The following is a 12,667-nucleotide window of genomic DNA, read 5'->3' on the forward strand; positions in this document are numbered from 1 at the left end:
ATTTGTAAAAAATGTTGACAAGTTATCGTATTGATGTTAAAATTTTAATTCGTGTCTCGGTTACAGCTAGTGTAAAGTAAATAAATCTTATAAATATAATACGAAAAGTTTGCGAAAGATCGGGTAATCTTACCAACAACTTTTGTGAACAAACCCTATAAATTATAATTATAGGCTTTATAGGTATACTAGTGAATCAAGGAGCGGTCAGTGGAACCGTAATGATGAGAGAGAGGTAGGGCTTTCATCCAGTATATGTTACTTTCCCGTTAGGTGAATATAAAAAAGAGGACTCCTTTTCAAAAGGGGTCCTCTTTCATTTTTTAAGTGCGACTTTCAACTTGTTGACAAATTTCATCCGTTGTTAAACCATGAGCTGTAATTACTGAACCCTTAATTGATGCATCTGCAATACCCATCATATTAGAATCTTGCCCAGTTACAACGCAACAGTCGCATCCTTGTGCATCCTGTTCGGAGTTAAGGGGAACGACTTCATGTCCTTGTTGCTTAAGAGCTTGCTGAACATCTGTTAGCGAGTTTTCAACACCGATTCTAGCCATAATTCTCACCTCCTACCATCTAGTTGCTAGTATGCTCAAGTACATCGCATATATTTATGAAAGATGGTAGGATACATTTAGCCGACTTTAATGGGCAGTAAGACCCCCACCTCAAAATGCAGCGAAAGCAAAGAAGTTAGGTGGGGGATGAAGAAAACCCCCACTGATTAAAATTTCACTTTATTTGTTTAGTCGTTATATACACCAGTAAGCATTTGGCTTACGAATTGATCGTTTAAAGTATCTTGGGAGGAAGAAGTATTTGAATGGATGTCGATGGAAGCAATAAAATTGTTATGTTTTTTATTATTTGGTTCTACCTCTACATAATTATCGAATTTACAAAAACCTTTCGTATCCATTAGATCAAATAGTTGAAGCATTTCTACTACCTCTTGTCTCGTTCCTTTAATTTGTACACACGCCATATTGATTTCCTCCTTCATTTTGACAAATTGTTTTTTAAAAATAGGATTATGATTCCGAAATGGAAAATATGAATGTTATTTTTAGACAGCGTTATTTTTACTATTTCCCCCCTTTTTCAGCAAAAGTCGTTGTATATTCCCGAATTTATAAAAACGGACGTCCGTTTATTGAATACAATAGATTCGTATCAATTGACGAAAATCCTTCTTTTAAGCAAATATTTTTTTAATGGAAATTGACGAAAAAAATTTTTTGACTTTTTGTAAACGTTAACAATGTTGTTAAATCAATATAATTAAAGATGTACGTACGAATAAAAATTATAAATTTTCTAAAAATTCACTTGATTTATTTAGAAAGGAGAGTAAACTAGGAAACAATAAAAAATTCATAGAACATAGGAGGCGCTTTCCAGTGAACGAGCAATGGATTTTCTTAAATGGAGAATTTGTTCCAAAAGACGAGGCAAAAGTATCAGTATATGATCATGGTTATTTATATGGAGATGGAGTATTTGAAGGAATTAGAGTCTATAGCGGTAATGTTTTCCGTTTGAGAGAGCATCTTGTCCGGTTATATGAATCAGCAAAATCCATCATGTTAGAAATTCCATATTCTTTAGATGAAGTAACGAATATTGTTGTTGAGACGATTCGACAAAATAAATTATCTAATGGATACATTCGCCTAGTTGTATCGAGAGGAGCAGGAAATCTTGGGTTAGATCCTGATTCTTGTACGAAACCGAATGTAGTCGTAATTGCAGAGCAACTATCTTTATTCCCGCAAGAGTATTATGAAAAAGGGATTCCAGTTGTAACAGTTGCAACGCGCCGAAACCGCCCAGATGTATTGTCGCCTCAAGTAAAATCTTTAAATTACTTAAACAATATTTTAGTTCGCATCGAAGCGAAATTGGCTGGAGTACAAGAAGCGCTTATGTTAAATGATCAAGGATACGTAGCTGAAGGCTCAGGAGATAACGTGTTTATTGTAAAAGGAAATAAATTAATTACACCGCCAAGTTCTGCTGGAGCGTTAGAAGGTATTACACGAAACGCTATTTTAGAAATCGGTGAAAAACTTGGATATGACGTTAGAGAAGAGCTATTTACAAGACATGATGTATATGTAGCTGATGAAGTATTTTTAACAGGAACGGCTGCGGAAGTAATTGCTGTTACGACAGTAGATGGTAGAACGATCGGTTTAGGGCAAACAGGTCCACATACGAATCGTTTATTAGAAGAATTCCGAAAGTTAGTTATAAAAGATGGAGAGAAAATTTACGAAGAAAATAAAGTTGGATAACAACTTTTTATAACATAAGAAAGCGTTGAGAGGGAGGAGTAGTTGATTGTGAAGCCTCACAGAGAGTCGGTGGTTGCTGGAAACCGATGGTTCACGTCGACGAACATCGCCCTTGAGTGCTAAGCTGAAGCATTTGTCTAGGCTTAGACGGTAGCTCCGTTATTAGCTAGACTCATTTTATGAGTCACTGAGGCAAGAGTATTCTTGCAAAGAAGGGTGGTACCGCGAAATCTTTCGTCCCTTCAGCACATAGCTGGAGTGTGGACGTAGGATTTTTTTTATTGATAAAAGTTTTGAAAAGGGGGCTTATAAGAACAATGTCTTCAAAAACGGAAGAGAAACTGGCAACTGGTGCACAGCTATTGTTAGAAGCGCTAGAAAAGGAAGGAGTAGAAGTGATTTTCGGTTATCCTGGTGGTGCTGTTTTACCTCTTTATGATGCACTCTATGACTGTGAAATTCCGCATATTTTAACGAAACATGAACAAGGTGCTATTCACGCTGCTGAAGGGTATGCCAGAATTACTGGCAATCCAGGGGTTGTCATTGCAACGAGTGGACCAGGTGCTACAAATGTGATTACTGGTCTAGCAGATGCGATGATTGATTCATTACCACTTGTTGTATTTACAGGGCAAGTAGCAACAACGTTAATTGGAAGTGATGCTTTCCAAGAAGCCGATATTATGGGGCTTACGATGCCGGTGACAAAACATAATTATCAAGTGCGAAAGGCTTCAGATTTACCTCGAATTATTAAAGAAGCATTTCATATTGCTAGAACAGGAAGACCAGGGCCAGTCGTTATTGACCTTCCGAAAGATATGGTAGTAGAGCAAGGCGAACGATGTAGTGATGCGCAAATGGATTTACCAGGATACAACCCGAATTATGAACCGAATCTACTTCAAATAAACAAATTATTACAAGCAATTATGGTTGCAAACAAGCCATTAATTTTAGCTGGAGCAGGTGTATTGCATGCGAAAGCTTCGAAAGAATTAACAAGTTTTGCTCGTAAATACGAAATTCCTGTTGTGCATACATTACTTGGTCTTGGTGGCTTTCCGCCAGATGAAGAGCTTTTTCTAGGGATGGGAGGAATGCATGGTTCTTACACAGCTAATATGGCGTTATATGAATGCGACTTACTCATTAATATAGGCGCTAGATTCGATGATCGTCTTACTGGAAATTTAGCTTATTTTGCGAAAGAGGCGACTGTCGCGCATATCGATATTGATCCAGCAGAAATCGGAAAAAATGTACCGACTGAAATTCCTATTGTTGCAAGTGCTAAGCAAGCGCTCCAAGTATTACTTCAACCAGAAGGAAGCAAAGAAAATCATCATGAGTGGATCTCTTTATTAAAGAATAGAAAAGAAAAGTATCCATTCTCTTATAAACGAAATTCTGAAAGTATTAAGCCTCAATATGCAATTGATATGTTATATGAAATTACGAAGGGAGAAGCGATTGTAACGACAGATGTGGGGCAACATCAAATGTGGGCAGCCCAATATTATCCGCTGAAAAATCCAGATAAATGGGTAACTTCAGGAGGACTAGGAACGATGGGCTTCGGATTTCCAGCAGCAATTGGTGCCCAAATTGCAAAGCCTGATGAATTAGTTATTGCAATTGTTGGTGACGCTGGATTTCAAATGACTCTGCAAGAATTAAGTGTGTTAAAAGAACACTCTTTACCTGTTAAAGTATTTATTTTAAATAATGAAGCTTTAGGGATGGTAAGACAATGGCAAGATGAATTTTATAACAAAAGATATTCGCACTCTTTACTATCGTGTCAACCAGATTTCGTTGCTCTTGCGAATGCGTATGGCATAAAAGGAGTTCGCATAGATGATCCACTTCTTGCAAAGAAACAATTGCAGCATGCAATTCAATTACAAGAGCCAGTTGTAATTGATTGCCGTGTACTTCAATCAGAAAAGGTAATGCCGATGGTTGCGCCCGGGAAAGGTGTTCACCAAATGGAGGGAGTGGAAAAAAGGTGAAGAGAATTGTTACAGCAACAGTTCGAAATCAAAGTGGTGTGTTAAACCGAATTACAGGTGTTATGACACGAAGACATTTTAATATTGAAAGTATTTCAGTAGGTCATACGGAATCATCGGACATATCGCGGATGACGATTGTTGTACACGTTGAAAATGAACAGCAAGTAGAGCAGTTAATTAAACAACTTCATAAGCAAATTGATGTTTTGAAAGTATCAGATATTACAGAAGAAGCGATGATTGCAAGAGAACTCGCACTTATTAAAGTAGCAACATCAGTAGCAAGAGCAGAATTATACAGTTTAATTGAACCGTTTCGAGCCGCTGTAATAGATGTTGGGAAGGATTCCATAGTTGTGCAAGTAACAGGTACACAGGAGAAAGTAGAAGCGTTAATTGAATTACTTCGTCCATACGGTTTGAAAGAAATTGCAAGAACAGGTGTAACAGCTTTTACGCGTAGTATGAAAAAACAAGATAAGCAAGTTATGTTAATTCAATAATCATTTAAATATAGGGGGAAATGAAAATGGCAAAAGTTTATTATGAAAAAGATGTAACGGTAAATGTATTAAAGGAAAAGAAAGTAGCAATCATTGGATATGGCTCGCAAGGTCATGCGCATGCGCAAAATTTACGTGATAACGGATTTGATGTAGTAGTAGGTTTAAGAAAAGGGAAGTCTTGGGATAAAGCGAAAGAAGATGGATTTTCTGTATATACAGTAGCAGAAGCAGCAAAGCAGGCTGATGTAGTAATGATTTTACTGCCAGATGAACTGCAACCAGAAGTATATGAAGCGGAAATTGCGCCAAATTTACAGGCAGGAAATTCTCTCGTTTTTGCACACGGATTTAATGTTCACTTTGATCAAGTGAAACCACCAGCGAATGTAGATGTATTTTTAGTAGCACCAAAAGGGCCGGGACATTTAGTTCGTCGTACGTTTGCTGAAGGAGGAGCTGTTCCTGCATTATTTGCAGTATACCAAGATGCAACAGGAGTTGCGACTGAAAAGGCACTTTCTTATGCCGATGGAATTGGAGCGACGAGAGCTGGTGTATTAGAAACGACATTTAAAGAAGAAACAGAAACAGACTTATTTGGAGAGCAAGCTGTACTTTGCGGCGGAGTAACTGCGCTAGTAAAAGCTGGATTTGAAACGTTAGTTGATGCGGGATATCAGCCGGAACTTGCATATTTTGAATGTTTACATGAACTGAAACTTATTGTTGATCTTATGTATGAAGGTGGACTTGAAAATATGAGATATTCAGTTTCAGATACAGCGCAGTGGGGCGACTTCGTATCAGGGCCACGCGTTGTAACGGAAGATACGAAGAAAGCGATGGGTACAGTGCTAGCAGAAATTCAAGATGGTACATTTGCAAGAGGTTGGATTGCAGAGCATAAAGCAGGAAGACCGAATTTCCATGCGACAAATGAGAAAGAGAATGAACACGAAATCGAAGTAGTTGGACGTAAATTACGTGAAATGATGCCTTTCGTACAGCCGCGAGTAAAGGTAGGGATGAAATAATATGAAGCAGATTTTGTTCATGGATACGACGCTACGTGATGGCGAACAATCACCAGGAGTGAATTTAAATGAACAAGAGAAATTGCAAATTGCAAGGCAATTAGAAAGACTAGGGATTCATGTTATGGAAGCTGGCTTTGCAGCAGCTTCCGAAGGGGATTTTCAATCGGTAAAACGTATCGCAAATACAATTCAAAATGCTACAGTTATGAGTTTAGCTAGAGCGAAAGAAAGCGATATTCGAAGAGCATATGAAGCTGTGAAAGGTGCGGTATCTCCCCGTTTACACGTATTTTTAGCTACGAGTGATATTCATATGAAATATAAACTTTGTATGTCAAAAGAGGATGTGTTAGATAGTATTCATCGTTCTGTTACACTTGGAAAATCATTATTTCCAACAGTACAATTTTCTGCAGAAGATGCGACAAGAACAGCAAGAGATTTTTTAGCTGAGGCAGTAGAAGTTGCGATTCGTGCAGGAGCCAATGTAATTAACATTCCAGATACAGTTGGATATACGAATCCAGAAGAATATTATTCTCTTTTTAAGTACTTACAAGAATCCGTTCCTTCATATGAAAAAGCAATTTTCTCTTGTCATTGTCACGATGACCTTGGAATGGCTGTAGCAAATTCGTTAGCTGCAGTTGAAGGGGGAGCATTGCAAGTAGAGGGAACAATTAATGGAATTGGTGAAAGAGCAGGGAATGCGGCGTTAGAAGAGGTTGCAGTTGCTCTTCATATTAGAAAAGATTTCTATCAAGCAGAGCCTTCTATGACGCTAAAAGAAATTAAAGCGACAAGTACATTAGTAAGCAGATTAACAGGTATGGTTGTACCGAAAAATAAAGCGATTGTTGGAGCGAATGCATTCGCTCATGAATCAGGCATTCATCAAGATGGTGTATTAAAAGAAGTGACAACATATGAAATTATTGAACCAGCGCTAGTAGGCGAATCTCAAAACTTATTTGTACTTGGAAAACATTCTGGACGTCACGCGTTTACAGAAAAAATGAAAGAGCTTGGCTATGAATTTACAAAGGAAGAACGAGATGCAGTGTTTGAAGCGTTTAAAAAATTAGCTGATCGTAAGAAGGAAATTACGGAGGAAGATTTACGAGCACTTATGCTTGGTGAAGCAGCATTTGCGGCTCAGCAATATAATATTACGCAACTGCAAGTACATTTCGTATCAAATAGTACACAATGTGCGACAGTTGTACTAAAAGATGAGGAAGGAAATGTATTCGAAGATGCAGCTACTGGCTCTGGTAGTATTGAAGCAATTTATAATGCAATCCAAAGAATTTTAGGATTAGAATGTGAATTGGCGGATTATCGCATACAATCTATTACACAAGGTCAAGATGCACTGGCTCATGTTCATGTTGAATTAAAAGAAGGAACACATCAAGTATCAGGTTTTGGTGTTGCGCAAGACGTATTGGAAGCGTCGGCGAGAGCATATGTCCACGCAGCGGGGAAATTGAAATCTTTTATCCAGCTTGTGAAATAAGTGTTTGATAGGTGAGAGGGGCTATTCTCATCTATCAAATTAAAGTTCTGAAAATTCAGTTAAAAGGGGTGTTGAAATTGGAAAAACGTATCGTTTGTTTAGCTGGTGATGGGGTTGGACCGGAAGTTATGGAAAGTGCGAAGGAAGTATTGCATATGGTAGAAAGGTTATATGGTCATCATTTTCATTTGCAAGATGAGTACTTCGGCGGGAGTGCTATCGATTTAAATGGGCAACCATTACCACAACGAACGCTTGCCGCTTGTTTAGCAAGTGATGCGGTTTTACTAGGAGCAGTTGGTGGACCAAGGTGGGATAGTGCGAAAGAAAGACCAGAGAAAGGATTATTAGCTTTAAGAAAAGGACTCGGTGTATTTGCGAACGTTCGCCCTGTAACGGTAGAAAGTGCAACGGCACATTTATCGCCATTAAAAAAGGCTGATGAAATTGATTTCGTTGTCGTTCGTGAATTAACAGGTGGGATTTATTTTTCTTATCCGAAAGAACGAACCGACGAAGTAGCAACGGATACACTTACGTATCATCGCCATGAAATTGAACGTATCGTTTCTTATGCTTTTCAATTAGCAAGTAAACGGAAGAAAAAAGTAACATCTATTGATAAGGCGAATGTTTTAGAATCTAGTAAACTATGGAGAACTGTAACAGAAGAAGTAGCACTTCGTTATCCAGATGTTGAACTAGAACATATTTTAGTAGATGCAGCTGCTATGGAGTTAATTCGGAATCCAGGACGGTTTGATGTAATTGTAACAGAAAATTTATTTGGGGATATTTTAAGTGACGAAGCTTCCGTATTAGCTGGATCATTAGGAATGCTTCCGTCAGCAAGTCACGCGGAAAAGGGCCCTTCGCTATACGAGCCTATTCACGGATCAGCGCCAGATATTGCCGGGAAAAATAAGGCAAATCCAATTGCGATGATGCGCTCTGTTGCGATGATGCTTGGGCAATCGTTCGGATTAACGAGAGAAGGGTGTGCAATTGAAGAAGCGATTTCAGCAGTCCTTAAATTAGGAAAATGTACAGCAGATATCGGGGGGACTGAAACGACAACTTCATTTACGAAGGCAGTAATGCAAGAAATGGAAGAGCAAGCGCTAGTAGGGAGAGGAAGATAATGGGGAAAAGGTTGCTAGATAAGCTTTGGGAAAAACACGTAGTTACGACAAATGAAAATGGATTAGATTTATTATATATCGATCTGCACCTTGTTCATGAAGTAACGTCACCGCAAGCCTTTGAAGGCTTGCGGCTTACAAATCGAAAGGTACGCAGACCAGATCTAACATTCGCAACGATGGATCATAATATTCCAACGAAAGATGTTTGGAATATTACCGATCGCATTGCGAAGCAGCAACTAGATACACTTCGGGAAAATTGTAAACAATTTCAGGTGCCGTTAGCGGATATTGGAGATGAAGAGCAGGGGATCGTTCATGTTATCGGGCCAGAACTTGGGCTCACGCAGCCAGGAAAAACAATTGTTTGTGGTGATAGTCATACAGCGACGCACGGTGCGTTTGGTGCGCTAGCGTTTGGTATTGGTACGAGTGAAGTGGAACATGTATTGGCAACGCAAACGCTGTGGCAAAGAAAACCGAAAGCGATGGGAATTGAACTAAAAGGAAAATTAAAGAAAGGTGTTTACGCAAAAGATATTATTTTGCATCTCCTTTCAAAGTACGGTGTAGCAGTTGGAACTGGATACGTAATGGAATTTTACGGAGAGACGATTCAGGCTATGGAGATGGAAGAGAGAATGACGCTTTGTAATATGGCGATTGAAGGAGGAGCAAAAGCAGGTATTATCGCGCCAGATGAAAAAACAGTTGCTTATGTAAAAGGACGTAAATATGCACCGAGAGACTATGAAACTTTCGAGAAGAAATGGTCTGAACTTTATACAGATGCAGATGCAGTTTATGATTTACATATTTCGATAGATGTTACAGATTTAGCGCCATACGTTACGTGGGGAACAAATCCGAGTATGGGAGTTCGTATTGATGAGAAATTGCCAGAAAAACATGATGTAAATGACGAAAGAGCATTTTCTTATATGGGATTAAGCCCTGGACAAAGTACGTATGACATTCCAGTTCAGCATGTCTTCATTGGATCTTGTACAAATTCCAGGCTCTCTGATTTAGAAATTGCTGCAGCTGTTGTGAAAGGGAGAAAGGTAAAAGAAGGTGTGCGAGCACTCGTTGTGCCTGGATCGAAAAGAGTAAGGGACGCGGCGATGCAAAAAGGACTACATCACATATTTGAAGAAGCGGGATTTGAATGGAGAGAACCTGGATGTTCCATGTGTCTTGGAATGAATCCAGATCAAGTACCTGAAGGAGAGCATTGCGCTTCAACTTCAAATCGTAATTTTGAAGGGAGGCAAGGAAAAGGAGCACGAACGCATTTAGTTAGCCCAGCAATGGCGGCAGCAGCTGCGTTATATGGTCATTTTGTTGATACTAGAAAGGAGAGTTATGATGGAGCCATTTCGTATTCATAAAGGTACTGCCGCAGTACTTATGAATGATAACATTGATACAGATCAAATTATTCCGAAGCAATATTTAAAGAGAATTGAAAGGACGGGGTTTGGAAAATATTTATTTGATGAGTGGCGATATGATAATGAACGAAACGAAAACCCTAATTTCCCACTTAATGCACCAGATAGAAAAGGGGCAAGTATATTAATTACAGGTGATAATTTTGGATGTGGTTCTTCAAGAGAACACGCACCTTGGGCACTTGCTGATTATGGTTTCCGCGTAATTATCGCGGGAGGGTTTGCAGATATTTTTTATATGAATTGTATGAAGAATGGTATGTTACCAATTGTAATGGATAAAGAAATGCGAGAAAAGCTTGCCAAAACGGATGCAAGAGAACAAATAGAAGTAGATTTAGAGAATGAAGTAATTACAACAAGTACGCACAGGTTTCATTTTACAATCGAGAAAATGTGGAAAGAGAAATTATTAAATGGTTTAGATGAAATTAGTATTACAATGCAATATGAACAAGAAATAAAAGAGTATGAAAGAAGGGTAGCTGTATATTAAAAGATAACGGAATATTTAAAATGTATTTACATTCAGAATTAAGTATTATATACTATGTAAAAATTAGAGGAGAAAGGGAGTAAGTATTATGAAAACAATGCAATCTATTAAAATGCTTACACAACTACATCATCATACATAAAGCCCTTGAACCTAGCGTGAAAACGTGTAGGTGCAAGGGTTATTCCCGTTGTACCTACACGCTACTAAAGAGCCTTGTAGGTATATTTTATCTACAAGGCTCTTTTTATTTTCGGTTTAGGTGCATGAAATAAGCATACATTAGAAAGGGAAAGGTGTGAGAATTTCGATGACAAAATGGAAACGGGCAAATCCAAATGGAACGAGAGATTATTTATTCGAAGAATGTACGTTAATTGAAGAAGTGGAGCAAAAATTAAGGCGTACTTTTTTAGAGAGAGGTTATGAAGAAATAAGGACACCAACAATTGAATTTTATGATGTGTTCGCCTTTCAAAGCAGGCCGATAGATGAAGAAAAGATGTATAAATTTTTTGATGAAAAGGGAAGGATTATCGTATTGCGTCCAGATATGACAATTCCTTTAGCGAGAGTGATCGGAACGCAGAGGTGTGATACGCCACTTAAAGTGATGTATAGCGGAAATGTATTTCGAGCGAATGAGTCCCTTACTGGAAAATATAATGAGATCGTGCAAAGTGGTATTGAAATTATCGGTATTGATAATGTAAGAGCTGAAATTGAATGTGTTATAAGTGTTATTCAATCACTTCAAAAGTTGAAAGTGCAATCTTTTACAATAGAGATTGGGCAAGTGCAGTTATATAAATGTATTGTCAAAAAGCTCTCCATTCATGAGGAAGAAGAGAAAGTTCTTAGAACATATATTGAAAGTAAAAATTATGCTGCTCTATCAAATTTTATTAGAGAAAAGAAATTAGATCGATGTGATGAAACAGTAAGGTTACTGGAGAAATTACCAAGGTTATTTGGGAATTTAGAAGTAATTGAGGAAGCAGAAAAACTTGCCTCCAGTAATGAAATGAAAATGGCTATTGCAAGAGTGAAAGAAATATATGAAGCAATTGAAAAACTAGGCTATGGATCTTATATATCAATTGATTTAGGAATGATTCAACATTTGGACTATTATACAGGTGTTATTTTCAAAGGGTATATATATGAAATTGGGGAAGAAATTGTTAGTGGCGGAAGATATGATGAGTTAATTGGAAATTTTGGAGAAATGTTGCCGGCTGTTGGACTCGCGGTGCAAGTTAATCAAATTGTGAAGGCGCTGCAGGAGCAGCAAGAACCATATGAACGAAAGAGAACAGATATTATGATTCATTACGAGTTAAATAGATTAGCAGAGACGGAACGGTTACGAAATTTAATTCAAAAGGACGGGAAAAAAGTAGAGATATCTTTATTTTCTAATTTAAATGACACCTTTCAATTTGCAAGAAAAAATCAAATAATAACGGTCGTTGAGGCAAAGAACGAATCGTTAGTGGAATATGTATGGAACGAGAAATGGGTAGTCCAGAAAGAAGGAGAAACTTCATGCGTAACATTCAAATTGCGTTAACGAAAGGGAGATTAGAAAAACATGTGATTCCACTCTTTGAGCAGATTGGAATCGATTGTTCAGAGCTTAAAAATAAAGGACGAAAGCTTGTCTTTCAAAGTAAAAATACAGATATCTCATTTATTTTAGTGAAAGCAGTAGATGTTGCTACTTATGTAGAACATGGAGTAGCGGATATCGGGGTCGTTGGAAAAGATATTTTAATGGAAAACGAGAAAGATATTTATGAAATGTTAGATTTAGGAGTAGGTGTGTGTAAGTTTTGTGTTGCTTCTATTCCTACTTATAATCCGAAGAGCTACCGGAAGAAACGTATTGCGACGAAATATCCACATATTACTTCTAACTATTTTCATGATAAAGGAGAGGATGTAGAAATCATAAAAATAGAAGGTTCTGTAGAAATCGCTCCTATTCTTGGGTTGGTAGATGCGATTGTTGATATTGTTGAAACAGGAAAAACATTACAAGAAAATGGACTCATTGTATTTGAGGAAATGTATTCTATATCTGCTCGAATGATTGTAAATAAGGCTGCATTAAAAACTAAAAAAGACGAAATATTCAGTATTATAAATATGATGGAGCAAGAAATTTTGTCAGGAAAATAGGG

12 protein-coding genes and 1 other annotated feature are annotated in these 12,667 nt (G+C 37.8%); of the genes, 10 read left to right on the top strand and 2 right to left on the bottom strand.

The genetic code is table 11. The features are described 5' to 3' along the window. Positions 1-323: 323 nt before the first annotated feature. Both ACTFSI_RS07200 and ACTFSI_RS07205 read right to left on the bottom strand, forming a co-directional pair. Complete coding sequence (locus tag ACTFSI_RS07200) at positions 324-563, bottom strand: YkuS family protein (protein WP_000101003.1); 240 nt, start codon at positions 561-563, stop codon at positions 324-326. Positions 564-751: 188 nt separating this feature from the next. Further along, a complete protein-coding gene (locus ACTFSI_RS07205) occupies positions 752-991 on the bottom strand; it encodes a DUF3911 family protein (RefSeq protein ID WP_000752510.1) in 240 nt (79 codons plus the stop codon). Between the two features lie 415 nt (positions 992-1,406). Here ACTFSI_RS07205 and ilvE point away from each other — a divergent pair, with 415 nt between their 5' ends. The 10 genes from ilvE to hisG all read left to right on the top strand — a co-directional run bounded on the left by ilvE (position 1,407) and on the right by hisG (position 12,665). After that, a complete protein-coding gene (gene ilvE / locus ACTFSI_RS07210) occupies positions 1,407-2,303 on the top strand; it encodes a branched-chain-amino-acid transaminase (protein ID WP_138322268.1) in 897 nt (298 codons plus the stop codon). Between the two features lie 16 nt (positions 2,304-2,319). Further along, positions 2,320-2,548 (top strand) — a binding site (T-box leader). 72 nt (positions 2,549-2,620) lie between these two features. Continuing rightward, positions 2,621-4,321 (top strand): acetolactate synthase large subunit, encoded by a 1,701-nt coding sequence (gene ilvB, locus ACTFSI_RS07215; protein ID WP_138322267.1) that lies wholly within the window; start codon positions 2,621-2,623, stop codon positions 4,319-4,321. Beyond that, complete coding sequence (gene ilvN / locus ACTFSI_RS07220) at positions 4,318-4,827, top strand: acetolactate synthase small subunit (protein ID WP_000822948.1); 510 nt, start codon at positions 4,318-4,320, stop codon at positions 4,825-4,827. The genes ilvB and ilvN overlap by 4 nt, the downstream gene beginning before the upstream one ends. Positions 4,828-4,853: 26 nt before the next feature. Further along, on the top strand, positions 4,854-5,864 hold the full coding sequence (gene ilvC / locus ACTFSI_RS07225) for a ketol-acid reductoisomerase (protein WP_001151733.1): 1,011 nt from the start codon (positions 4,854-4,856) through the stop codon (positions 5,862-5,864). A gap of 1 nt (position 5,865) precedes the next feature. Beyond that, positions 5,866-7,386, top strand: a complete 1,521-nt coding sequence (gene leuA, locus ACTFSI_RS07230; RefSeq protein WP_138322265.1) for a 2-isopropylmalate synthase — start codon at positions 5,866-5,868, stop codon at positions 7,384-7,386. A 77-nt stretch (positions 7,387-7,463) separates the two neighbouring features. Then, positions 7,464-8,528 carry a 3-isopropylmalate dehydrogenase gene (leuB, locus tag ACTFSI_RS07235; RefSeq protein WP_000415369.1) on the top strand — a complete coding sequence of 355 codons (1,065 nt, stop codon included), beginning with the start codon at positions 7,464-7,466 and terminating at the stop codon, positions 8,526-8,528. After that, a complete protein-coding gene (leuC, locus tag ACTFSI_RS07240) occupies positions 8,528-9,922 on the top strand; it encodes a 3-isopropylmalate dehydratase large subunit (protein ID WP_138322264.1) in 1,395 nt (464 codons plus the stop codon). Before leuB ends, leuC begins: the two co-directional genes overlap by 1 nt. Beyond that, positions 9,900-10,481: a 3-isopropylmalate dehydratase small subunit gene (gene leuD / locus ACTFSI_RS07245; RefSeq protein ID WP_071724158.1), complete on the top strand. Its 582-nt coding sequence runs from the start codon at positions 9,900-9,902 to the stop codon at positions 10,479-10,481. Before leuC ends, leuD begins: the two co-directional genes overlap by 23 nt. Positions 10,482-10,791: 310 nt before the next feature. Continuing rightward, positions 10,792-12,054 carry an ATP phosphoribosyltransferase regulatory subunit gene (hisZ, locus tag ACTFSI_RS07250; protein ID WP_440045305.1) on the top strand — a complete coding sequence of 421 codons (1,263 nt, stop codon included), beginning with the start codon at positions 10,792-10,794 and terminating at the stop codon, positions 12,052-12,054. Continuing rightward, on the top strand, positions 12,030-12,665 hold the full coding sequence (gene hisG, locus ACTFSI_RS07255; protein WP_001244478.1) for an ATP phosphoribosyltransferase: 636 nt from the start codon (positions 12,030-12,032) through the stop codon (positions 12,663-12,665). The genes hisZ and hisG overlap by 25 nt, the downstream gene beginning before the upstream one ends. Positions 12,666-12,667: the final 2 nt, after the last annotated feature.

Origin of the sequence: Bacillus cereus group sp. MYBK101-2 (assembly GCF_051918845.1) — a bacterium.
Classification (GTDB): domain Bacteria; phylum Bacillota; class Bacilli; order Bacillales; family Bacillaceae_G; genus Bacillus_A; species Bacillus_A paranthracis.